The sequence below is a fragment of the Sphingobium sp. KKT206 genome (assembly GCF_055640555.1).
Genome location: NZ_CM145764.1, coordinates 112,970 through 137,732, shown reverse-complemented (window position 1 = coordinate 137,732; position 24,763 = coordinate 112,970). Strand labels below are relative to the sequence as shown.

At 63.8% G+C, this 24,763-nt stretch carries 16 protein-coding genes; 12 read left to right on the top strand and 4 right to left on the bottom strand.

All coding sequences use genetic code 11. From position 1 onward, the window contains the following. Positions 1 to 12 precede the first annotated feature (12 nt). The 4 genes from hemH to ACZ2HM_RS00615 form a co-directional block, all read right to left on the bottom strand. The gene (gene hemH / locus ACZ2HM_RS00630; protein WP_037476870.1) at positions 13 to 1,023 is read right to left on the bottom strand and encodes a ferrochelatase; all 1,011 of its coding nucleotides are present in this window, start codon (positions 1,021 to 1,023) and stop codon (positions 13 to 15) included. Continuing rightward, positions 1,020 to 3,287 (bottom strand): molybdopterin cofactor-binding domain-containing protein, encoded by a 2,268-nt coding sequence (locus tag ACZ2HM_RS00625; RefSeq protein ID WP_470425933.1) that lies wholly within the window; start codon positions 3,285 to 3,287, stop codon positions 1,020 to 1,022. Before ACZ2HM_RS00625 ends, hemH begins: the two co-directional genes overlap by 4 nt. Positions 3,288 to 3,326: 39 nt before the next feature. Continuing rightward, entirely contained in the window at positions 3,327 to 3,761 is a 435-nt protein-coding gene (locus ACZ2HM_RS00620) for a CoA-binding protein (RefSeq protein WP_069065086.1), read from the bottom strand. A 193-nt stretch (positions 3,762 to 3,954) separates the two neighbouring features. Next, positions 3,955 to 4,920, bottom strand: coding sequence for an Mrp/NBP35 family ATP-binding protein (locus tag ACZ2HM_RS00615; RefSeq protein WP_470425932.1), 966 nt, complete (start codon positions 4,918 to 4,920; stop codon positions 3,955 to 3,957). Between the two features lie 74 nt (positions 4,921 to 4,994). Here ACZ2HM_RS00615 and hflK point away from each other — a divergent pair, with 74 nt between their 5' ends. The 12 genes from hflK to rpoC all read left to right on the top strand — a co-directional run bounded on the left by hflK (position 4,995) and on the right by rpoC (position 24,761). Further along, positions 4,995 to 6,134: an FtsH protease activity modulator HflK gene (gene hflK, locus ACZ2HM_RS00610; protein WP_333971408.1), complete on the top strand. Its 1,140-nt coding sequence runs from the start codon at positions 4,995 to 4,997 to the stop codon at positions 6,132 to 6,134. Then, positions 6,134 to 6,982: a protease modulator HflC gene (locus ACZ2HM_RS00605; RefSeq protein ID WP_333971410.1), complete on the top strand. Its 849-nt coding sequence runs from the start codon at positions 6,134 to 6,136 to the stop codon at positions 6,980 to 6,982. Before hflK ends, ACZ2HM_RS00605 begins: the two co-directional genes overlap by 1 nt. 136 nt (positions 6,983 to 7,118) lie before the next feature. Next, entirely contained in the window at positions 7,119 to 8,621 is a 1,503-nt protein-coding gene (locus ACZ2HM_RS00600; RefSeq protein ID WP_470425931.1) for a Do family serine endopeptidase, read from the top strand. A 95-nt stretch (positions 8,622 to 8,716) separates the two neighbouring features. Next, positions 8,717 to 10,315, top strand: coding sequence for a helicase HerA-like domain-containing protein (locus tag ACZ2HM_RS00595; RefSeq protein WP_470425930.1), 1,599 nt, complete (start codon positions 8,717 to 8,719; stop codon positions 10,313 to 10,315). A gap of 34 nt (positions 10,316 to 10,349) precedes the next feature. Then, complete coding sequence (locus ACZ2HM_RS00590; RefSeq protein WP_470425929.1) at positions 10,350 to 10,745, top strand: hypothetical protein; 396 nt, start codon at positions 10,350 to 10,352, stop codon at positions 10,743 to 10,745. Between the two features lie 98 nt (positions 10,746 to 10,843). Beyond that, entirely contained in the window at positions 10,844 to 12,148 is a 1,305-nt protein-coding gene (locus ACZ2HM_RS00585; RefSeq protein ID WP_470425928.1) for an MFS transporter, read from the top strand. Beyond that, positions 12,145 to 13,074: a cysteine synthase A gene (gene cysK / locus ACZ2HM_RS00580; RefSeq protein WP_470425927.1), complete on the top strand. Its 930-nt coding sequence runs from the start codon at positions 12,145 to 12,147 to the stop codon at positions 13,072 to 13,074. Before ACZ2HM_RS00585 ends, cysK begins: the two co-directional genes overlap by 4 nt. A 51-nt stretch (positions 13,075 to 13,125) precedes the next feature. After that, positions 13,126 to 14,421 (top strand): cell wall hydrolase, encoded by a 1,296-nt coding sequence (locus ACZ2HM_RS00575; RefSeq protein ID WP_470426892.1) that lies wholly within the window; start codon positions 13,126 to 13,128, stop codon positions 14,419 to 14,421. A gap of 121 nt (positions 14,422 to 14,542) precedes the next feature. After that, positions 14,543 to 15,832 (top strand): aminotransferase class V-fold PLP-dependent enzyme, encoded by a 1,290-nt coding sequence (locus tag ACZ2HM_RS00570; protein WP_470426891.1) that lies wholly within the window; start codon positions 14,543 to 14,545, stop codon positions 15,830 to 15,832. Positions 15,833 to 16,140: 308 nt separating this feature from the next. After that, positions 16,141 to 20,307: a DNA-directed RNA polymerase subunit beta gene (gene rpoB, locus ACZ2HM_RS00565; RefSeq protein WP_470425926.1), complete on the top strand. Its 4,167-nt coding sequence runs from the start codon at positions 16,141 to 16,143 to the stop codon at positions 20,305 to 20,307. Between the two features lie 6 nt (positions 20,308 to 20,313). Next, complete coding sequence (locus ACZ2HM_RS00560; protein ID WP_037473705.1) at positions 20,314 to 20,508, top strand: hypothetical protein; 195 nt, start codon at positions 20,314 to 20,316, stop codon at positions 20,506 to 20,508. Then, a complete protein-coding gene (gene rpoC / locus ACZ2HM_RS00555; protein ID WP_310225157.1) occupies positions 20,505 to 24,761 on the top strand; it encodes a DNA-directed RNA polymerase subunit beta' in 4,257 nt (1,418 codons plus the stop codon). Before ACZ2HM_RS00560 ends, rpoC begins: the two co-directional genes overlap by 4 nt. The last annotated feature ends 2 nt before the right edge of the window (positions 24,762 to 24,763 follow it).

Here is a 24,763-nt window from a genome sequence, read left to right as displayed (position 1 = left end):
TCCTCTTCTTACCTAAGCGGGCTGGTCGATCCAGCCCGAAAGCTCTCGGCCGATCAGCCTCTGGTACAAAGTGATAGCGTCGGGCGTTGCATTTAAACAGGGTAAATAGGCAAATTTTTCGCCGCCTGCAGACCAAAAGGCTTCTTTTGCCCGCAATGCGATTTCTTCCAGCGTCTCCAGACAATCTGCGGAAAATCCGGGTGTTATGACAGCAATATTACGGACACCATCGCGCACCAATCCGGCAAGGGTTGCTTCGGTCTCCGGCTCCAGCCATTTTGCCCGGCCAAAGCGCGACTGGAAACTCATATGGACCGGCAGCGTCAGTGCTTCGCGCAGCAGGCGGACGGTCTTGACCGACTGGCAATGATAGGGATCCCCCAGATGCAAGGTGCGTTCGGGCATGCCATGGAAGCTCGCGAGAATGGCGTCCGGGGCGAAATCGAGCGCGGCGACATGCGTGTCGATCGCGGTCTTGAGCGCCGCGATATAGGCCGGGTCATCATGATAGGGCGGCAGAGTGCGGATGGCGGGCTGCCAGCGCATCGCCTTGAGCGCCGCGAAGGCTGCGTCATTGGCCGTCGCTGTGGTCGCGCCGCTATATTGCGGATAGAGCGGCGCGAGCAGGATGCGATCACAGCCCGCTTTCTTCATTGCCGACAGGCGCGAAGCGATCGACGGATTGCCATAGCGCATGGCCCAATCGACGGTGACGCCCGGCCCCATCGCCTGTTGAAGTGCCAGTGCCGTGTCGCGGGTATGGAAGGCGAGCGGCGATCCCTGGTCGGTCCACACCTGTTGATAGGCATGGGCCGATTTCTTGGGCCGGGTGGTCAGGATGATGCCGCGCAAAATCGGCTGCCACAGGATCGGCGGCAGTTCGACCACGCGGCGGTCGGACAGGAATTCGCCGAGATAGCGCCGCACCGATCCGGCGTCGGGCGCATCGGGCGTGCCGAGGTTGATGAGGAGGACGCCGACTTTGGGGGTCGGAATGGCGGGATGGTTGGGGGGCAGGGTCATATCGTGGCCAATAGCGGCAGGTTGCGCAAACGCTGACCTGTCCATGTGTACAATGCATTGGCGATAGCAGGCGCGACCAGCGGCGCGGCGAGATCGCTAACGCCGACGGGGGACGCGGTGCTGCGGATCAGTTCGACCGTCACTTCGCCGATATCGGCGAGGCGTGGCAAATTCATCCGGCCCAAAATCGCGCGGGTCGGCAGGCCCCGCGCATAAGGGACGGACGCCCCCATCGCGAAAGCGAGGCCGTAGATGAGGCCGCCCTCGACCTGCTGTCGGGCAATGTCGGGGTGGACCTGATCACCGACATCGACCGCCGCGATCATGCGGTTGACGCTCAGCCGGTCGCCGCGCATCGATGCTTCGACCATCACCGCCGCATAGCCGCCTTGCATGACGTGCGCGGCAAGCCCCTGCCCGCTGCCCGCTATGCCGCCCTGCCAGCCGCCCATCGCCGCTGCAGTGGACAGGCAATGGGCCAAACGCGGATTGCCGCCCAGCATCTGGATACGGAAGGACATCGCTTCCATCCCCGCGAGGTGCGCCAGTTCATCGACGAAACTTTCGGTGAAGAATGCGCCATGCAGATGCGCGTTGCCCCGCGTGAAACCGAGTGCCAGGCCGACATCGGCGGGATAATGATCCACCGCCCAATTGGGGATCGCATAGGGCGGGGCCATCCCCGCGACCGCCAGCCGGGATGCCTTGTCCGCCGTCTGCACCGCCGCCTCATGGGGCAGCGCGCCATCCGATATGCGTGCCCAGGTCTGGGTCATGGCGCAGGGTGCCGCGACTTTGGCCAGCCAGCCCTCGATCGCGCCGTTACGCCCGATTTTCGCGGCCATGCGCGCTTGCGCGGGCGCGCTGGGCCGGTCCTGCACCACATCCTCCAGCCTGGACCAGAGCAGTTGCACCGGGCGGCCCACATCGCGCGCGATCAACGCGGCCTGGACGCCGACGTCCCAGTCCATCTTGCGCCCGAAGGAACCGCCCGCGTGCAGCGGATAAAGGGCTACGGCCGTTTCGGAGAAGCCCAGGGCATCGGCAATGGCGGCACGCGCCAAGCCCGGTGCCTGAGTCGCCATCCAGACTTCCGCGCCATCCTGCCCGACCCGCGCCGTGGCGCAGAGCGGTTCGAGCGCGAGGTGCAGCCCGGCTTCGACCCGATATTCGCTGGCCAATAACGTCGCGCCTTCGAACACCGGCAGCAGGTCGCCTTGGGCATAGAGGCGACGACCCGCCGAGCCGGAAAAGGCCGCTTCCAGCGCTGCGTCAATCGACGCGCTGTCGACCGGCTTGCCGCGCAGGGTGAAGACAGGATCGGCGAGGTCGAGTGCCTTATTTGCCGCCCACCAGTTGGTCGCGACGGCAGCGACCCAGCGTTCGGTGCGGACCAGTTTGAGGAAGCCCGTGACATTGCTTGCCGATCGCTCGTCCAGCCCGGCGAGGATCGCGTCGCCGACCGGTCCTTGCCGGATCGAGGCATGGACCATGTCGGGCAAACGAATGTCAGCGGCGAAATTATGGCTGCCGTCGATTTTCGAGGGGGTGTCGAGCCGGGCGACGTCCTGCCCCGCCAGCCGCCCATCCTGCCCTTGCCGCAAGGGCAGGATGGCGGGGAGGTCGAACTGTGCCGCTTCCTCGACCAGCTCGCCGATCTTCAGCCGCCGTTCGCTGCCGTCGGAGACCAGTCCTTCTATGATATCGCAGCTTTCCCACGGCACCGACCAGCGCGCCGCCGCCGCCTTGCACAGCAGGATGCGCGCCGCCGCACCGGCATCGCGATAGGCGTCGTGGAACATCGGGACTGATGTGCCGCCGCCCGTCAGCATCAGGCCGCTGCGCGTCGCATATTGGCCGATCGCCCAATCGCCAGCGTCGCCCAGCAAGCGCGTCCAATCGCTCGCCAACCATTCGCGCGCCAGCAGCGTGTTGGCGTAGAGCGGGCTGATCGGTGCGCTTTGGACAGCGACCGTGCGCCAATCCGCGCCCAGTTCGTCGGCCAATATCTGCGGCAGGACCGTGGTCACCCCCTGGCCCGTTTCGGTTTGCGGCACGATGACGATCACCTGCCCAGACCGGTCGATCTTGAGGAAGGCGTTGACGATCGTTTCGCCGGGACCGGCATTGAGATTGGGCTGGTACTCACGCGGCCAAACGCCCCAAGCGATGAGCAACCCCGCCGCCGCACCGCCGCCGACCAGTAGGGTGCGCCGGTCGATGCCCTTGCGGCTGTCCGATATTGTGCGCGGGGGGCGAGCCATGGCCCGACTGATAGGGGCGCGATGGCCGGGTGGAAAGCGTTAATCGGCGCTGACCGGCGCGATGCCCAGACGGGGTATTTCGATTGCCGGGCAGCGGTCCATCACCACTTTGAGGCCAGCCGCTTCGGCGCGGGCGGCGGCGGCTTCATCGATGACGCCGAGTTGCATCCACACCGCCTTGGCGCCGGCGGCGATGGCGTCGTCTACGGCCTCTCCGGCGGCTTCGCTGCGCCGGAAGATATCCACCATGTCGATGGGTTCGCCGATGTCGGACAGCCGACCCCAGACAAATTCGCCATGGACATGCTCGCCCGCAATCTGCGGATTGACCGGCAGGACACGATAGCCATGGTCCTGAAGGACAGCCATGACGCGATAGCTGGCCCGTTCCGGCCGATCGGAGATGCCGACCAGCGCGATGGTGCGGGTTTCGGTGAGCAGGGTGGCGATGTCCTGCGGGGCGGTCAGCGGCATGGAAATTCTCCTTATGCAGCTAGGACGAGCCAAGGACCGGGACGTTCCCGATGATGGAGACGGATCGCTTAACTTCGCACATTTCCCGCTGATTGCGACATAATCTTGCGCGTCCCTGATCCTATCGCAAAGTCACGGTGCGCGGACGTCCGATCATAGCCTGGCGCCCCGCTGTAGGACAGTCAAAGGACAGTCAAGCCGCACCATCGAGCCACGCCGCCACCTTCTGCGCGATGGCCCGGAAGGCGTCGGCGTGGACGCCCTCGCCAGCGGCGGGTGGATCGCCCGCGTCGGACTGGCGACGGATATCGATGGCGAGCGGAATGCGGCCAAGGAAGGGCATCCCCATGTCGCCTGCCGCCGTCTCCGCGCCGCCGGTCCCGAACGGGTCGGAGATTTCGCCACAATGCGGACAGGCATAGCCCGCCATATTTTCGACAAGGCCGATCATCGGCACGCCCGCCTGGGTGAACAGGCTGACCGCACGGGTCGCATCGATCAAGGCCAGATCCTGCGGCGTCGAGACGATCACTGCGCCGACAGGCTTATGTTTCTGCACCATCGTCAATTGAATGTCGCCGGTGCCCGGCGGCATGTCGACCACCAGCAAGTCGGTCTCGCCCCAATCGGCGTCGATCAGTTGCGACAGGGCGTTGCCGACCATCGGCCCGCGCCACGCGAGCGCCTTGCCGGGTTCGACCAGATGCGCCATCGACAGCATCGGAATGCCGAGCGTGCCGGTGACGGGGATCATCTTCTTGTCGCGGGCCTGGGGTTTCTGATCCTCGCTACCCATTAGCCGCGCCTGCGACGGGCCATAAATGTCGGCATCGACCAAACCGACCCGGCGGCCGAGGCGATGCAGCGCGACGGCGAGGTTGGCCGACAAAGTGGACTTGCCGACGCCGCCCTTGCCCGACGCCACGGCGATGATGCGCAGTGATTTGCGTTCCGCCGTCTGGGCGATGCGGACATCGGTGACGCCCGGCACAGTCAGGCCGCCCTCGCGGATTGCGGCAACAAGGCCGTCGCGCCGGTCAGGCGACAGGCCGCCGACATCGAGGGCGATCGTCATGATCCCGTCCTTGACGCGCGGCGTGCTGGCACGGCCATCGGTCAGAGCGGTCAGGCGGGCGGTAAAATCGGCAATATCGGTCATGACGACGCCCTGTAGGAAATAATCGCTCCTAAGGGCACTGTTTTTCGCGGGCCAGCCTTCCTATAGAAGGTGACATGAAAAGATTATTCGGGTGGATGCCCGGCATCGTGAGCATGGCGCAAGGCCCCTGGGGCGGCAAAAGCGACGGGCCGGAGAGTAATGACGGTTCGGGCGGAAAGGGTGCGGGCGGCGATGGCGGCCCGCGCAATCCCTGGACCCAACCAGGTCGGCCGGTTGGGCAGAAAGGTCCGTCCGCGATCGAGGAAATGTTGCGGCGTGGCCGTGACAGCTTTGGCCAAGGTGGCGGCAATGGCGGCGGCTTTGGCGGCCTGCCCCAACGTCCCAATGGCAAGGCGCTATGGCCGATCGGGATCGCCATCCTGGTCATCCTATGGCTGGTGCTGACCAGTTTCCACCGTGTCGGCCCGCAGGAACGCGGCGTCGTCACTTATCTCGGCAGTTACAGCCGCACCCTGACCCCCGGTATCAGCCTGACCCTCCCCGCCCCCTTCGCGGCGGTGACGATCGTCGATGTCGAGGAAATCCGCACCATCGACGTGGGATCGACCACGGCGGAGAATGAGAATCTGGTGCTGACCGGCGACCAGAATATCATCGACCTTGCCTATTCGGTGCGCTGGAACATCCGCAATCCCGAACTGTACCTGTTCCAACTGTCCAACCCCGATGCCGCCGTGCGCGAAGTCGCCGAAAGCGCGATGCGCGCCGTGCTGGCCAGCGTCAGCCTGGACGACGCATTGGGCGCGGGCCGTACCGCGATCGAACAGCAGGTCGAACAGCGGATGCAGGAGATACTGGACGGTTACCGTTCCGGCATCCGCATCCAGGGTATTGCGATCAAGCAGGCCGATCCGCCAGCCGCGGTCAATGATGCGTTCAAGGCTGTGTCGGCCGCGCAGCAGACCGCGCAGACCTACCTCAACGAAGCGCGCGCCGCCGCCCAGCAGGTAACGGCCAAGGCGCAGGGCGAGGCAGCCTCCTTCGACAAGGTGTATGAACAATATCGCCTGGCCCCGGACGTGACCCGCCGCCGCATGTATTATGAAACGATGGAGGGCGTGTTGGCCAATGTCGACAAGACCATCGTCGAAGGGACGAATGTGACACCCTATCTGCCGCTGCCCGAAATCAAGCGGCGTGCCGCGCAGGCCGCCCCTGCGGCGCCCGCCGTCTCCAGCACGGAGGGTCAGTGATGCCCGCATTCCTGCGCAACCCCGTAGCCCTGGCGCTGTTCGTGCTGGCGCTGCTCATTCTGCTGGGCAGCACCATCGCCATCGTGCCCGAAACCAAGCAGGGCGTGATCGTCCGCTTCGGTGATCCCAAGGCGATCATCAACCGCTATCGCCAGAATGAAACCTTCGGCAATACGGGCGCTGGCATCATCATGCGCTGGCCCTTCGTGGACCAGGTCGTGTGGATCGACAAGCGCGTGCTGTCGGTCGAAATGGAGCGCCAGCAGGTGCTGTCTACCGACCAGCTAAGGCTACAGGTCGATGCCTTTGCGCGCTATCGCATCGTTGATCCGCTGCGCATGTATATCGCCGCCGGTAGCGAGGAACGGGTGTCGGAAGCGTTGCGTCCGATCTTGGGTTCGGCGCTGCGCAACGAACTGGGCAAGCGGCCCTTCGCCGCGCTGCTCAGCCCGGAGCGGGGCCAGGTGATGCAGAATATCGAGGCGGGCCTGGATCGCGTCGCGCGCCAATATGGGGCGGAGATCGTCGATGTGCGGATAAAGCGCGCCGACTTGCCCGATGGCACGCCGCTCGACAGCGCCTTCACCCGCATGCGGACAGCGCGCGAACAGGAAGCGCTGACTATCCGGGCGCAGGGCGCGAAGCAGGCGCAGATCATTCGGGCCGAAGCCGATGCCAATGCCGCGCGCATCTATGCGGCGAGCTATGGCAAAGACCCGTCCTTCTATGATTTCTATCGGGCGATGCAGAGTTATCGCTACACCTTCTCGCCAGACCGGGCGGGGGAGACCAACATCATCCTTTCGCCCAATAATGAGTTCCTGCAGCAGTTTCAGGGGCGGCGTTGAGCCGCGCCCTGTTTCTCTCCCGATCATTACGGAACCAGCGTCATTCAATGAGGGTTAAGGGAAGGCGGCGCATTTCAGGGCTTCGTCAAAGTCCCGCCTTCCAATTCCTTCGCAGTTCATGAGAGGACCGTCACGAGTGCGTTACGCTTATGCCATCACCGGCGCCCTGTTGCTGGGCGGCACCGCCATTGCCGTTACCACCAGTTCCAATGTCGGCGCCCAGACCGCACAGAATGAAGGCCTGACCGCCGCGGCCCCGCAGGGCGCGCCGGCAAGCCTGGCTGACATGGTCGAGAAATTGCAGCCCGCCGTGGTCAATATTTCGACCAAGCAGCGGGTCCAGGTGCAAAATCCCTTCGCGGGCACGCCCTTTGGCCAGTTGTTTGGCCAGGGGGGCGGCGCACAGCCGCAGACCCGACAGGCACAGTCGCTGGGGTCGGGCTTCCTGATTTCGGCGGACGGCTATATCGTCACCAATAACCATGTGGTGTCGGCCGGTGCCGAGGGCGCTTCGGTGGACTCGATCACCGTCACGCTGACCAACAAGACGGAATATACCGCCAAGCTGGTGGGTCGTGATCCCGCGACTGATCTGGCCGTATTGAAGATCGATTCGCCCAAGCCCCTGCCCTTCGTCAAATTCGGCGACAGCACCAAGGCGCGGGTCGGCGACTGGGTGGTCGCGATCGGCAATCCCTTTGCCCTTTCAGGCACTGTGACCGCCGGGATCATCTCCGCCGTCCACCGCAATACCGGCGGCGGGTATGAGAAGTTTATCCAGACCGACGCGTCGATCAACCAGGGCAATTCCGGTGGCCCGATGTTCGACATGCGTGGCAATGTGATCGGCATCAACAGCCAGATATTGTCGCCGTCGGGCGGCAATGTCGGCATCGGCTTTGCTATCCCGTCGGAACAGGCGGCCCCGATCGTGGAAACGCTGCGCAAGGGCGAGACCGTGCGTCGCGGCTATCTGGGCGTGCAGATCAGCCCGCTGGGTGAGGATCTGGCCGAATCGCTGGGTCTTGCCAAGAATCGCGGTGAGTTCGTGCAGGGTGTCGAGCCCGGCAAGGGTGCGGAGAAAGCCGGGATCAAGGCAGGCGATGTGATCGTCAGCGTTGCGGGCCAGGAAGTCAGCCCGGAACAGAATCTCTCGTCCATCGTCGCGTCGCAGCCCATCGGCTCGCGCGTGCCGATCGTGCTGATCCGCAATGGCCAGCGCCAGACGGTCAATGCCGTGGTGGGCGAGCGTCCGAGCGAGGACGAACTGACCAACTTCGCGCCGCAGCAGGATGAGGATTTCAGCCAGCAGCAACAAAATCCGGGTCAGGCGGCACAGCAGTCGCTGGGCATCTCCGCGATTCCCTTGACGCCGGGCATCATCCGCCAGTTGGGCATCGCCGCCGATACGCGCGGCGTCGTCATCACTGGCGTCGATCCGTCGACCGATGCGGGCACCAAGGGTCTGCGCCGTGGCGATGTGATCATCACCGCCAATAATCGTCCGGTGGCGAGCCAGGCGGAACTCGATGCGCAGGTGAAGGCCGTGGCGGGTCAGAATCGCAACGCGATCCTGCTGCAGGTGCTGCGTCGCGGTCAGCCGCCGATCTTCCTGCCAGTGCGCCTGCGCGACAAGTAAGCCGCTTCCGCGCTTGCGGAAGGTGCCAAACTCTGCCTAATTTTCGTCACCCCCGCGCCTGTGGGGGTGACGTTTTTTTTTGGGGGCAGCGGCACATGAGCGACGGCATTTTCATCGGGCTGGGTGCGCCGGACAAGGACGGCGGCGTGCGCCAGTTGCTGAACCTGCGTCGCGCCAATCGCCATGGGCTGATCGCGGGGGCGACAGGCACCGGCAAGACGGTCACGTTGCAGGGGATAGCCGAGAGTTTTTCGGCGCTGGGCGTCCCGGTGTTCCTGTCCGATGTGAAAGGCGACCTGTCGGGCATTGCCATGGCGGGTTCGCCGACGTTCAAAAACGCCGACAAGCTGGTGGCGCGGGCGGCCGAGATCGGGCGGACCGACTATAGCTATAGCGACAATCCGGCGATCTTCTGGGATCTCTATGGAGAACAGGGTCATCCCGTTCGCACCACCGTCAGCGAGATGGGGCCGCTGCTGCTGGCGCGGTTGATGGGGCTGAACGAGACGCAGGAAGGCGTGCTGACCATCACCTTCCGCTACGCCGACGAGGAAGGGCTGCTGCTGCTCGACCTTGGCGATTTGCAGGCGATGCTGGCCTATTGCGCGGAGAATGCCGCGACGCTGTCGGCTCGCTATGGGAATGTGACCAAGGCGAGCGTCGGCGCGATCCAGCGGCAATTACTGCAACTTGAAGCGCAAGGCGGCGACCATTTCTTCGGCGAGCCTGCGCTCGACATCAACGACATGCTGCGGGTGGATCAGCAGGGGCGCGGCTATATCAACATATTGGCCGCCGACCGGCTGATGCAGAGCCCGAAACTCTATGCGACTTTCCTGTTGTGGCTGTTGTCCGAACTGTTCGAGACGCTGCCGGAGGTCGGCGACCCGGACAAGCCGGTGCTGGTCTTCTTCTTCGACGAGGCGCATCTGCTGTTCGATGATGCGCCCAAGGCGCTGACCGACAAGATCGAACAGGTCGTGCGGCTGATCCGGTCCAAGGGCGTGGGCGTCTATTTTGTGACGCAGAACCCGATCGACATACCGGAGGAAGTGGCGGGACAGTTGGGCAACCGGGTGCAACATGCGCTGCGCGCTTTCACCCCGCGCGACCAGCGCGCGATCCGCGCGGCGGCCGAGACGTTCCGTATCAATCCCGACCTGGATGTCGAGACAGCGATCACCGAATTGAAGGTCGGCGAGGCGCTGGTGTCGCTGTTGCAGGAGGATGGATCGCCGGGCATCGTCCAGCGCACACTGATCGCCCCGCCCCGGTCGCGGCTTGGCCCGATAAGCGCGAAGGAGCGCGCGATCATCCAATCGATTTCGCCGTGCGACGGGAAATATGACGCCGCCGTCGATCGGGAGTCGGCCGAAGAGATATTGGCGGCACGGGGCGAGGCTGCGGCCGCCGCTGCGCTAGCCAGCAAGGCGCAGGCCGAGGCCGACAAGGCCGCCGCCGCGCAGGCCAAGGTGGAGGCGAAACAGCGCGAGGCGGCGGCGCGCGAAGCGGCCAAGCCATCCGCCATCGACAAGGCGGTCCAATCCGCCGCCCGGTCGGCAGCGTCTTCGGTAGGGCGGCAGGTGGCCAACGAACTGGGCAAGGCCGTGTTCGGGTCAAGCCGACGCAAGGCATCGGGCGGCGGGATAGCCGGTAGATTGATGCGGGGGATATTGGGCGGGCTTTTCAAATAGCCTATCATCGGATGCAAACAGGGAGGAGATGGACGTGAAGGCAAGCGTGACACCCATCATGATGGCAGGCCTTTTGATGGCGGCCCCTATTCATGCCCAAACGGTCATTCCACCGCGCGACGTGATCGGCGCGGCCATCGTCAGCGACATCGCGAAGGATCGACAGGCGGAACGCGAGGCTAAGCGTCAGCCCTATGCCACGCCTGGCTATGGCCCAATCGCGTCGGCGAAAGCGGCGGGTGAGGCTTGTGCCGCCAAAGCCCGGCAGCAGGCCGGATCGAACGCCGCGCTGGTCGGGCGGCCAGTGACGAGCAGCATGTCGACCGGATGGGAGGTCGAGGGCCAGATCGGCTTGACCGATGGTGGAACCATTCCCTTCATCTGCTCGATACGCAACGGGTCGGTCACCGGAATACTCTTGCGTCAGTAGAGGCGCGAAGCCCGATCATCGGGCGGTGAAGAAATGCTCCGCCGCCCCCTCGTTAGCGCGATTGCCTATTGGTTGTGCAGGCGGCTAAAGCGCTGGCCATGACCGCCCCTTCCCCGCCTCGGCATCCGCTGCATTTTCCCAATTTCCGGGCCTATCTCGTCGGGCGGTGTGCGGCGGTGTTGGCGCAATATGGCATGATGATCGTGCTGGGCTGGCAGGCCTATAATATCGCGCGGGAGACGATGACCACGTCGGGCGCGGCGGCGCAGTTGGGGTTGATCGGGCTGGCGCAGTTTCTGCCGCTCTTCTTTCTGACGCCGATCACCGGCTGGGTCGCGGACCATTATGACCGGCGGATGATTTCGCGCACGACGCTGGCGGCGCTGACGCTGGCGGCGGGACTGCTGGCCTTTGCCACCTATGAGGACTGGGTCAGCCTGCCGCTGATCTTTGGCATTGCCGTGGTCGTGGGGATTGCGCGGGCCTTCAATGGTCCGGCCTATGGCGCGCTCGCGCCCAATCTGGTGCCGCCTGCCGTGCTGCCCAATGCCATCGCCATATCGGCAGTGGTGTGGCAGGCTGGGTCGATCGTGGGGCCGGCGCTGGGCGGCTATGCCTATGCGGCGACGCCCTGGGGTGCCTATGCGCTGGCCGCCCTGCTCTATGCCGTGGCGTTCGGGGCGATGATGCTGATCGGCCCGGTGCCGCAGCCGCCGCGCGACCGGACCCGCCACCCGATCCGCCAGATGATCGACGGGCTACATTATGTGCGGACCAATCGCCTGGTGCTGGCGACGATCACGCTCGACCTGTTCGCGGTGCTGCTGGCGGGCGCGACCGCGCTGCTGCCGGTCTATGCGCGCGACATATTGCAGGTCGGATCGACGGGCCTTGGCCATCTGGCCGCTGCGCCTGGCATCGGCGCGGGGCTGGTGGCGCTGTGGTTTTCGATCCGGCCGATGAAGCGCGAGGTCGGCCTCAAGATGCTGGCCGCCGTCATGATATTCGGCCTGGCCACCATCGTCTTTGGCTGCACCGCCTTCCTGCCGCGCAGCTTTGCGATGGAGGTCGGGCTTGGCGCGCTGGTGGTGCTGGGCGCGGCCGACATGGTGTCGGTGTTCGTGCGCCAGTCGCTGGTCCAGCTCCATACCCCCGATGCCATGCGCGGACGGGTGTCGAGCCTGTCGCAGCTGACCATATCGGCATCGAACGAACTGGGCGAAGCCGAGTCAGGTTTCCTTGCCGCGCTGGTCGGGCCGGTTGTCGCTGTCATTGGCGGGGGCATTGGTGCTATCGTCATCACCCTGTTCTGGGCGCGGCTCTTTCCCGAATTGCGCCTTGCACGCACCTTCGACCCACCCGACATAAGGGAGGCGGACCATAGCCAGGAGAAGGCCCCATGAAAGTCACCTCGATACTCGAAACGATCGGTCACACGCCGCATATCCGCATGGCGCGCCTGTTCAGCGACGCGCCTGAAGGCAGCGAAGTGTGGATCAAGTCGGAACGCTCCAATCCCGGCGGGTCGATCAAGGACCGCATCGCGCTGGCCATGATCGAAGCGGCCGAGGCGTCGGGCGAGTTGCAGCCGGGCGGCACGATCATCGAGCCGACGTCGGGCAATACCGGCGTGGGCCTGGCCATGGTGGCGGCGGTCAAGGGCTATAAGCTGGTTCTCGTCATGCCCGAAAGCATGTCGATCGAACGGCGGCGGCTGATGCTGGCCTATGGTGCCAGTTTTGACCTGACGCCGCGCGAAAAGGGGATGAAGGGCGCGATCGAGCGCGCGCTGGAATTGGTGGCGCAGACGCCGGGTTCCTGGATGCCGCAGCAGTTCGAGAACCCCGCCAATATCGCGGTTCATGCGCGGACCACGGCGCAAGAGATATTGGCGGACTTCGCCGAAACGCCGATTGATGCGCTGATCACCGGGGTCGGCACTGGCGGGCATATCACCGGCACGGCGGAGGTGTTGAAGGCGGTCTGGCCGGGCATCAAAATCTATGCGGTCGAGCCGACTTTGTCGCATGTCATCAGCGGCGGCCAGCCGGGTCCGCATCCGATCCAGGGCATTGGTGCGGGCTTCATTCCGGCCAATTTGCATACCCAATTGCTCGACGGCGTGATCCAGGTCGATCCGGCCGACGCCAAGGACTATGCCCGGCGCGCGGCGCGCGAGGAAGGGATGCTGGTCGGCATTTCTTCGGGGGCGACGTTGGCGGCGATTGCGCAGAAATTGCCTGACCTGCCTTCTGGGAGCCGGGTGCTGGGCTTCAACTATGATACCGGCGAGCGTTATTTGTCGGTGCCCGATTTCCTGCCGGAATAAGCGGTCGTTACGACACTCGTGAAGAAGAGCGATACGCCTCACCCTTTGGCGATGCTGTTCTGGGCGCTGATGTTCGTCGGCCTGCCCATGGGGGTGGCTGGCTGGGACAGTCGACAAGGCGTGCAGGCTGATCCATCAGGCTTTGCGGCGGGGGCAGGAGGGCGCGCGGTGCGGCCGCCCAGCCCGCCGCCGCCGGTCGAGCCGGTGGCGGTCTATGCGCTGGATGCCGACCGGGCGCGGGCAGTGAATGCCGCCATTCCCTTCTCCCGCCTTGCCAATCCACCGGCGCGGCCTTTCCTGTTTTCGGGGTCCGAGACGGATCTGGCGCGGGCGGTCGATTGCCTGGCGGCGGCGGAACTCTATGAGGCGGGCGACGATGCCGTTGGCGAGCAGGCGGTGGCGCAGGTGGTGCTGAACCGCGCGCGCCATCCCGCCTTCCCCAAGACGGTGTGCGGCGTCGTGTTTCAAGGGCAGGAACGGCGGACCGGGTGCCAGTTCACCTTCTCCTGCGATGGGGCGCTGACGCGGACGCCGTCGCAGGCGGCGTGGGAGCGGGCGCGGGCGATCGCGCGGGCGGCGCTGGCGGGGCAGGTGTTCGCGCCGGTCGGGCATGCGACCCATTATCATACCAATTGGGTGGTGCCTTATTGGAGCGGGAGCCTCGACAAGATCGGCGCGGTGGGCACGCATCTCTTCTTCCGCTGGCGCGGATGGTGGGGCACGCCGCCTGCCTTTCGCCGGGGGAGCGCGGGCGGCGAGCCGCTGATCGGGCGGATCGCCAAATTGTCGCTGGCGCATCAGGGGGGCGAGGATGTGCTGCCTGACGGAAGTGTTGCGCCGGTCGAGGGGATTGCCGCCAGTGCGCTGGCGGCCCAGCCGAAGCAGGCGATCGGCGAGGCGATGTTGGGGCGGACGATCGCGGGTGTGCGGCTGGCGGTGCTGGGGCCGGATGGCACCAGCTTCCTGGTCGAATTGCCGCGCGGTGGCGCGCCCGACCAATGGCCGGAGCTTGCCAAGACCTTTTGCGCGGGGCGGCCCGAGTGCCGGATCATGGCGTGGAGGGCGGGGGCTGCTCCGACCAAGATCCCCTTGAGCGACGGGCAACTTGAAACGATGAGCTTTGCCTATATCCACAATAGCGCGAGCGGGTTGCAGCGGGCGCTGTGGAACTGTGCGCAGACACCGCGCAGCAGCAACGCGGAATGTATGCGCCAGCGGGTGCCGACCGCCGCCCCTGCCCCGTCGGCCGATGCGGCGCTGGCCGGGGTGCGGCGCAAGGAGCGGTTCGAGACGGTGAAGATCGCGCCGCTGGGGTCAGCGACTAGTATAGCGACCCGGACAAACTAAACGCATAGTGGCATCGCCGCGTCCGTTCGTTATGATATGCTGTTACATAATGATGTGAGGGCAGTTTATGGTGACGCGGCGGGCATTTTTGGGCAGCGGCGGGATCGCGGTTGGCGGCGCGATGGGGCTGGCTGTGGGTGGCGGAACAGCGCGGGCGCAGGATATCGTTACGGATATGAAATGGCCTGACGAAGCGCCGTTTCACTTTAGCGGCGACATGGCCGATTTCGACGCGGCGCAGGCTGCGCTGGCGAAGCTCTATGCCGTCAATCGCGATGTCGCGACGTTCGATGCGGCCTATTATGGGGCGATGACCCTGCCCGTACAGGCGGCCTATGCGGCGCGGTCCCACTGGGTCAACCGCAATCATGCGCTGTTCCTGCGCAATGGCGCGCCGGGTCATCCGCGCGATGTCGAACTGGACAAGTCGCGTGCGGCGGTGGCGAGGATGCTGGGCGCGTCGGTCGAAGAGATCGCGCTGGCGGGCGGCGGGACCGAGGCGCTGTACGCTTTGATCGCCAATTATGCGCGGCTCAAGGCGGGCGATGCGGTGATCTATGCCGATGTCGATTATGACGAGATGCAGTTTGCCTGCGATTATCTGGAGCAGAGCCGGGGCGCGCGCATCGTCCGCTTCGACCTGCCCGAACCGCATACGGAGGCGAATATCCTCGCCGCCTATGAGCGGGTTTTGAAGGATACGCCGCGCGCAAAACTGCTGCTGCTCACGCATCTGTCCAACCGCAACGGGCTGGTGCCGCCGGTCAAGGCGATCGTTGCCATGGCCAAGGCGCGCGGGGTCGATGTGATCCTCGACAGTGCGCAGGCGGTCGGCCACCTGCCCTTCACGGTCGAAGAGACAGGCGCGGATTTCATCGGCTTTTCGCTGCATAAATGGCTGGCCGCGCCCTTGGGGACCGGGGGCATCTATATCCGTAAGGATCGATTGCAGGACATAGCGCCATGGCTTGGCAACCGCATCCATGGGGCGGACGATATTCGCGCCCGGATTCCCACGGGCACGGTGGATTTCGCCGCGCGATTGACGGTGCCCTATGCGATCGCGGTGCAGGAGGCGATCGGCCTGCCAGCGAAGCATCGCCACCTTCTGGCGCTGCGCGATTACTGGATTGATCGGGTCCGCGATGTGCCGGGCGTGCAGATCCTATTGCCCGAACTGCCGGGGCGGCACGGCGCGGTGGCGGCGTTCCGTTTGCCGGGCATGGGCGGGCCGGACGATGCGAAGAAGGCGGCAGCGCTGTTCCTTAAAAAATATGGGCTGCTGGTGGTGGCGAAAGCGGGGCTGGCATCGGGGCCGGTGCTGCGCGTGACCCCTGCCCTGTTCAACACGAGCGCTGAACTTGACCGGCTGGTGGCGGCGATCCGGGCGGAGCGCGGGCTGTTTGCCTGACACCCCCCTTCCCAAAGCCGGACAAGCAGACTATATGGGCAGCAATCCGGTCGTCCCGTCGCCAGTCTTGGCAGTGGGTCGGCCGTCTCCCGTATCGTTCGGGGACCGGGGCCGGTTAGCGCGTGGCCAAGGGCAGTATTGAACGAAAACGGCGAGTCATCAGGTGCTGACAGTGCGGATCGGACAGTCCCGACCCGCACTTTTTTGCGTGGACGGAAGCGGTGCGAATCACCCCTTTGTCCATCGCGCTTCGACTGAATTTTCGCTGCGATGCGGAAAAACGCGACGAATGAAGGCAAGGACCAAGCATGGCGACCAAAGCTCTCCCCCCGATCAGTAACACCGGCGCGAAGAAGCGCATCCGCAAGGTGTTCGGCGACATCCACGAAGTGGTGCAGATGCCGAACCTGATCGAAGTGCAGCGGGAGAGCTATGAACAGTTCCTCCGTTCGGACCACTCGATCGGTTATGTATCGGGCCTGGAAAAGACGCTGCGCAGCGTTTTCCCGATCCGCGATTTCGCGGGCACCGCCGAAATGGACTTTGTCCATTACGAGCTGGAAGACCCGAAATATGACGTCGAGGAATGCCGTCAGCGCGGCATCACCTATGCAGCGCCGATGCGCGTTACCCTTCGCCTCATCGTGTTCGAAGTCGATCAGGACACCGAAACCCGCTCCGTGCTCGATATCAAGGAGCAGGACGTTTACATGGGCGACATGCCTCTGATGACGGGCAACGGCACCTTCATCGTCAACGGCACCGAGCGCGTGATCGTCAGCCAGATGCACCGCTCGCCGGGCGTCCTGTTCGATCATGACCGCGGCAAGACCCATTCGTCGGGCAAATATCTGTTCGCCGCGCGCGTCATTCCCTATCGTGGCTCGTGGCTGGACTTCGAGTTCGACGCCAAGGACATCGTCAACGTCCGTATCGACCGCAAGCGCAAGCTGCCGGTCACGGCGCTGCTGTTCGCGCTTGGCCTAAACGCGGAAGAAATTCTTGGGCATTTCTACAACAAGGTGACCTTCGTCCGTGGCGAAGGCGGCTGGCAGATTCCCTATACGCCCGAAGCATGGCGTGGGCAGAAGCCGTCCTTCGACATCGTGGATGCCAAGTCCGGCGAAGTCATCTTCCCGCTGGGCACCAAAATTTCGCCCCGCGCCGCCAACAAGGCGGAGAAGGACGGCCTGACCCAGTTGCTGATCCCGACCGAGGAAGTCTATGGCCGCTACAGCGCCTATGATCTGGTCAATGACGCGACCGGCGAAATCTATGTCGAAGCCGGTGACGAAATCAGCCCGGAAAATCTGGAAAAGCTGGACCAGGCGGGCATCGACCGTCTCGAACTGCTCGACATCGACCATGTCACCACCGGTCCGTGGATCCGCAATACGCTGAAAGCCGACAAGGCCGAAGAGCGCGACCAGGCCCTGAGCGATATCTATCGCGTCATGCGCCCCGGCGAGCCACCGACGAAGGAAACCGCCGAAGCGCTGTTCGCCGGTCTGTTCTTCGATCCCGAACGCTACGACCTGTCGGCCGTGGGCCGCGTGAAGCTCAACATGCGGCTTGAGCTGGACGCCGAAGACACGGTCACCACCCTGCGCGTCGAGGACATCCTCGCCGTCGTCAAGGAACTGGTGAACCTCAAGGACGGCAAGGGCGAAATCGACGATATCGACAACCTCGGTAACCGTCGCGTGCGCTCGGTCGGCGAGCTGCTGGAAAACCAGTATCGCGTCGGGCTGCTGCGCATGGAGCGCGCCGTCAAGGAGCGTATGTCGAGCGTGGACGTGTCGACGGTGATGCCGAACGACCTGATCAACGCCAAGCCCGCCGTGGCCGCCGTGCGTGAATTCTTCGGCAGCTCGCAGCTGTCGCAGTTCATGGATCAGACCAACCCGCTGTCGGAAGTCACCCACAAGCGCCGCGTGTCGGCGCTTGGGCCGGGCGGTCTGACGCGCGAACGTGCGGGCTTTGAAGTCCGTGACGTTCACCCGACCCATTATGGCCGTATCTGCCCGATTGAAACGCCAGAAGGCCCGAACATCGGTCTGATCAACAGCCTCGCGACGTTCAGCCGGGTCAACAAATATGGCTTCATCGAAACGCCCTACCGCAAGGTGATCGACGGCGTGGTGACCGATGACGTCGTCTATCTGTCGGCGATGGAAGAGGCCAAGCACACGATCGCGCAGGCAAACGCGGAGCTGAACCCCGACAACACGCTGGCCGAAGACCTGATCTCGGCGCGTGAAGCGGGCGAGTTCCTGATGGCGCCCAAGGATCACATCACGCTGATGGACGTCAGTCCCAAGCAGTTGGTGTCGGTTGCGGCCTCGCTCATTCCGTTCCTGGAAAATGATGACGCCAACCGCGCACTCATGGGATCGAACATGCAGCGCCAGGCGGTGCCGCTCGTCAGTGCCGAGGCCCCGTTCGTGGGCACCGGCATGGAAGGCACGGTTGCGCGCGATTCGGGCGCGGCCATCGCCGCCAAGCGTCCGGGCATCGTCGACCAAGTCGATGCGACCCGTATCGTCATCCGTGCGACCGGCGACATCGAACCCGGCCAGTCGGGCGTCGACATCTACACGCTGCAGAAGTTCCAGCGGTCGAACCAGGATACCTGCATCAACCAGCGTCCGCTGGTGAATGTCGGCGACCTGATCGAAGGCGGCGACGTGATCGCCGATGGCCCGTCGACCGAGTTTGGCGAGCTGGCGCTGGGCCGCAACACGCTCGTCGCGTTCATGCCCTGGAACGGCTATAACTATGAGGATAGTATCCTCATTTCCGAACGTATCGTGAAGGATGACGTCTTCACCTCGATCCATATCGAGGAGTTTGAGGTCATGGCGCGCGATACGAAGCTGGGGCCAGAGGACATCACCCGCGACATCCCGAACGTCGGCGAGGAAGCACTGCGCAACCTCGACGAAGCGGGCATCGTCTATATCGGCGCCGAAGTGGAGCCGGGCGACATCCTGTGCGGCAAGATCACCCCCAAGGGTGAATCGCCGATGACGCCGGAAGAAAAGCTGCTGCGCGCGATCTTCGGTGAAAAGGCGAGCGACGTGCGCGACACCTCGCTGCGTCTGCCGCCGGGCGTTGCGGGCACGGTCGTCGAAGTGCGCGTGTTCAACCGTCACGGCATCGACAAGGACGAGCGCGCCATGGCGATCGAGCGGGAGGAAATCGACCGCCTCGCCAAGGATCGCGAGGACGAACGCGCGATTCTGAACCGCGCGACCTTCAACCGTCTGCAGGAAATGCTGACGGGCCAGGTGGCAACGGCTGCGCCCAAGGGCGTGAAGAAGGGCGTCGAAATCGACGAAGCCCTGCTGAGCGAAGTCGAGCGGCATGAATGGTGGAAGTTCGCGGTTGCGGACGACATTCGTCAGGCCGGCATCGAAGCCGTCAAGGCGCAATATGACGAAGCGGTGAAGTCGATCGTCGACAAGTTCGAGGATCGCGTCGACAAGCTGCAGCGTGGCGACGAACTGCCGCCGGGCGTGCTCAAGATGGTCAAGGTGTTCGTGGCGGTGAAGCGCAAGCTGCAGCCGGGCGACAAGATGGCCGGTCGTCACGGGAACAAGGGTGTTATTTCGCGCATCCTTCCCGTGGAGGACATGCCGTTCCTGGAAGACGGCACCCATGTCGACATCGTGCTCAACCCGTTGGGCGTGCCGTCGCGCATGAATGTCGGGCAGATCTTCGAAACGCATCTGGGCTGGGCTGCCCGTGGCATCGGCCAGCAGCTCAAGCATGCGCTGGAAGACTGGCGTGAGGCCAATCCCAACCCTGAACCGGGCGTTATGCCCGACGCGGTGCGGGATCGGTTGCTGACCGCTTATGGTCCGCAATATGCCGACGAGATCAACGCCCGCACGGCCGAGCAGATCGTCGACCTGGCCGAACATCTCCAGCGCGGCGTGCCGATGGCAACGCCGGTGTTCGACGGCGCCCGCGAAGCGGACGTGTCGGCGATGCTGGAACTGGCGGGGCTGAACACATCGGGTCAGAGCGACCTGTATGACGGCCGCACCGGCGACAAGTTCGACCGTAAGGTCACGGTGGGCATCATCTACATGTTGAAGCTCCATCACCTTGTCGACGACAAGATCCATGCCCGTTCGATCGGCCCCTACTCGCTCGTCACGCAGCAGCCGCTGGGTGGTAAGGCGCAGTTCGGTGGTCAGCGCTTCGGGGAAATGGAGGTCTGGGCACTCCAGGCCTATGGTGCCGCCTATACGCTGCAGGAAATGCTGACGGTGAAGTCCGATGACGTGGTCGGTCGCACCAAGGTCTATGAGGCGATCGTCAAGGGTGACGACACGTTCGAGGCCGGCATCCCCGAAAGCTTCAACGTGCTGGTCAAGGAAATGCGCTCGCTGGGCCTCAACGTCGAACTCGCGACGATGGACGCGATCGCCGACGAGGACGACGGCTTCGCGGCGGCGGCGGAGTAGGACTGAATGTGGATCAAGCTCGGCATTCTGGCCGTCTGGATCGCTCTCGTCTTTGACGTTGAGCGGACGGGGATGACTGGAACGCCTAGCAGGTACGCAATCTATGCGGCTTTGCTGCTGCTACAGATCGGACTGCTTCGGCAGATGATCCAGCAACGCAGAGCCGCTCAGGATTTTTCCCCGGAGGGAATTGAAAAATGAATGAACTGACCAACTTCGCCAATCCGGTCGCCAAGACCGAGACGTTCGACCAGATCCAGATCGGCCTTGCCTCGCCAGAGCGCATCCGGTCCTGGTCCTTCGGCGAGATCAAGAAGCCCGAAACCATCAACTATCGCACGTTCAAGCCCGAACGCGATGGCCTGTTCTGCGCGCGCATCTTTGGTCCGATCAAGGATTATGAATGCCTGTGCGGCAAGTATAAGCGCATGAAGTATAAGGGCATCGTCTGCGAGAAGTGCGGTGTCGAAGTTACCGTGAGCAAGGTGCGCCGCGAGCGCATGGGTCATATCGAACTGGCCGCGCCGGTTGCGCATATCTGGTTCCTGAAATCGCTGCCGTCGCGCATCGGCCTGCTGCTCGACATGCAGTTGAAGCAGCTGGAGCGCGTGCTCTATTTCGAAAGCTATATCGTCACCGAGCCGGGCCTGACCCCGCTGGAGAAATATCAGCTTCTCAACGAAGACGAGTTGCTCGACGCGCAGGATCAATATGGCGAGGACGCTTTCACGGCCGGGATCGGCGCGGAAGCGGTCAAGATCATGTTGATGGATCTCGACCTTGAGGGCGAGAAGAAGATCCTGCTTGAAGAGCTGGCGACGACCAAGTCGGAGCTGAAGCCCAAGAAGATCATCAAGCGCCTGAAGGTCGTCGAGAGCTTCCTGGAATCGGGCAACCGGCCTGAATGGATGATTCTGGACGTCGTTCCTGTGATCCCGCCAGAACTGCGCCCGCTGGTGCCGCTGGACGGTGGTCGTTTCGCGACGTCGGATCTCAACGATCTCTATCGCCGCGTCATCAACCGTAACAACCGCTTGAAGCGGCTGATGGAACTGCGCGCGCCGGACATCATCGTCCGCAACGAAAAGCGCATGTTGCAGGAAGCCGTCGACGCCCTGTTCGACAATGGCCGTCGCGGCCGTGTCATCACCGGTGCCAACAAGCGTCCGCTCAAGTCGCTGTCCGACATGCTCAAGGGCAAGCAGGGTCGCTTCCGCCAGAACCTGCTCGGTAAGCGCGTCGACTATTCGGGTCGTTCGGTCATCGTGACCGGTCCTGAGTTGAAGCTGCATCAGTGCGGCCTGCCCAAGAAGATGGCGCTCGAACTGTTCAAGCCGTTCATCTACGCGCGTCTGGATGCCAAGGGTCTGTCCATGACTCTGAAGCAGGCCAAGAAGTGGGTCGAGAAGGAGCGCAAGGAAGTCTGGGACATCCTGGACGAAGTGATCCGCGAGCATCCGGTCATGCTGAACCGCGCGCCGACGCTTCACCGTCTGGGTATCCAGGCGTTCGAACCCGTGCTGATCGAAGGCAAGGCGATCCAGCTTCACCCGCTGGTCTGCTCCGCCTTCAACGCCGACTTCGATGGCGATCAGATGGCCGTCCACGTTCCACTGAGCCTCGAAGCCCAGTTGGAAGCGCGCGTGCTGATGATGTCGACCAACAACATCCTGTCGCCCGCGAACGGCAAGCCGATCATCGTGCCGTCGCAGGACATGGTGCTGGGCATCTATTATCTGTCGATGGAGCGCGAAGGCGAGCCAGGCGAAGGCATGCTGCTCGCCGACATGCAGGAAGTGCATCAGGCGCTGTTTGCCAAGGCAGTGACCCTGCACAGCAAGATCATCAGCCGCGTGCCGCAGACCGACGAGGCGGGCAATAGCTACCTCAAGCGTTATGAGACGACGCCGGGCCGCATGTTGCTGGGCGAATGTCTGCCCAAGGCGCACAAAGTGCCCTTCGACGTCGTCAACCGCCTGCTCACCAAGAAGGATGTGGGCGACGTGATCGACGAAGTTTATCGTCACACCGGCCAGAAGGACACGGTGCTGTTCGCCGACGCCATCATGGCGCTAGGCTTCAAGCACGCATTCCAGGCGGGCATTTCGTTCGGCAAGGACGACATGGTCATTCCGGACTCGAAGGAAGGCACCGTCGCCGAAACCAAGGCGCTGGTGGCCGACTATGAGCAGCAATATCAGGACGGTCTGATCACCCAGCAGGAAAAGTACAACAAGGTGATCGATGCCTGGTCGCAGTGCGGCGACAAGGTGGCGAACGCCATGATGGACGAGATCCGTGCCCAGCCCAAGGACCCCAAGACGGGCCGTCTGGCGCAGATCAACTCGATCTACATGATGGCGCACTCCGGCGCCCGTGGTAGCCAGGCGCAGATGAAGCAGTTGGCCGGTATGCGCGGCCTGATGGCCAAGCCGTCGGGCGAGATCATCGAAACGCCGATCATCTCGAACTTCAAGGAAGGTCTGACCGTCCTTGAATATTTCAACTCCACCCATGGCGCCCGTAAGGGTCTGGCCGACACCGCGCTCAAGACGGCGAACTCAGGTTACCTGACCCGCCGTCTGGTCGATGTCAGCCAGGATTGCACGATCGTCGAGGAAGATTGCGGCACCGAAAAGGCGCTGGAGATGAAGGCGATCGTCCAGGGCGGTTCGGTCATCGCATCGCTTGGCGAACGTATCCTAGGCCGCACCACTGCCGAGGACATCATCGACACCAAGGATGGTTCGGTCATCGTACCGATCGGCACGCTGCTCGACGAAGCGCTGATCGTGCAGATCGAGGCGATCGGCACGCAGGCGGTCAAGATCCGCTCGCCGCTGATCTGCGAGAGCAAGATGGGCGTCTGCGGCAAATGCTATGGCCGTGACCTTGCCCGCGGCACCCCGGTCAATATCGGCGAAGCGGTCGGCGTCATCGCGGCGCAGTCCATCGGCGAACCGGGTACGCAGCTCACGATGCGGACCTTCCACATTGGCGGCGCGGCGAACTTCAACGAAACGTCGAACCTGGAATCGATGGCGGACGGCACGATCGAACTGCGTGACATGCCGACCATCACCGACAAGCAGGGCCGTCGCCTGAGCCTCGCCCGCAACGGCGAGATCGCGATCATCGACAGCGAAGGGCGCGAACGCGAAACCCATCGCCTGCCTTATGGTGCCACCATCCTGTTTGCCGATGGCGACACGATCAAGAAGGGCGACCGCTTTGCGGAGTGGGATCCCTTCACCATGCCGGTGATCACCGAGCGTCCGGGTATCGTCAAATATGTCGATCTGATCGACGGCAAGACGCTGGCCGAACAGACCGACGAAGCGACGGGCATCGCCCAGCGCGTCGTCACCGAACATCGTGGTGCCGCGCGCACCAAGGAAGATCTGCGTCCGCGCCTGACCCTGCTGGACGATGGTTCGGGCGAAGCGGCCCGCTATATGCTGGCGGTCGGCGCGACCCTGTCGGTCGAGGATGGTGCCACGGTGTCGGCCGGTGACGTGCTGGCGCGTGTCAGCCGCGAAGCGGCCAAGACCCGCGACATCACGGGCGGTCTGCCACGCGTGGCGGAGCTGTTCGAAGCACGCAAGCCCAAGGACAACGCCATCATCGCCAAGGTGTCGGGCCGCGTCCAGTTCCTCAAGGATTACAAGGCGAAGCGCAAGATCGCCATCAATCCAGAGGATGGCGGCGAGCCGGTCGAATATCTGATCCCCAAGAGCAAGGTGATCGACGTCCAGGAAGGCGATTTCGTCAAGCGCGGCGATAATCTGATCGGCGGTTCGCCCGATCCGCATGATATTCTCGAAGTGCTCGGCATCGAGCCGCTGGCAGAATATCTGGTCGCCGAAATCCAGGAAGTCTATCGTCTGCAGGGCGTGAAGATCAACGACAAGCATATCGAGACGATCGTTCGTCAGATGCTGCAGAAGGTCGAGATCATCGAGTCCGGCGACACCACCTTGCTGGTGGGCGAACAGGTCGACCGCGAGGAAATGGACGAGATCAACAGCAAGCTGGCACCGGGCTTCCTGCCCGCCGCTGGCAAGCCCGTGCTGCTCGGCATTACCAAGGCTTCGTTGCAGACCCGTTCGTTCATCTCGGCTGCGTCGTTCCAGGAAACCACCCGCGTCCTCACCGAGGCGGCGGTTCAGGGGAAGAAGGACACGCTCATTGGCCTCAAGGAAAATGTCATCGTCGGCCGCCTGATCCCGGCGGGTACGGGTGCTGGCATGAACCGGATGCGGGTTGCCGCTTCGTCGCGTGATGCGGCGATGCGCGCCTCGCTGCGGGCCGCCAGCCAGATCGACCTGATCGCGCCCAAGACGGCGGCGGCCGAACATGCCGCCGAATTGCGCCAGGGGCCGGAAGCGGCGATCGGCGACGATCCACTGGGCGCCGTGCAGGGTGAAGACTTCACCACGCAGGACGCGGAGTGATC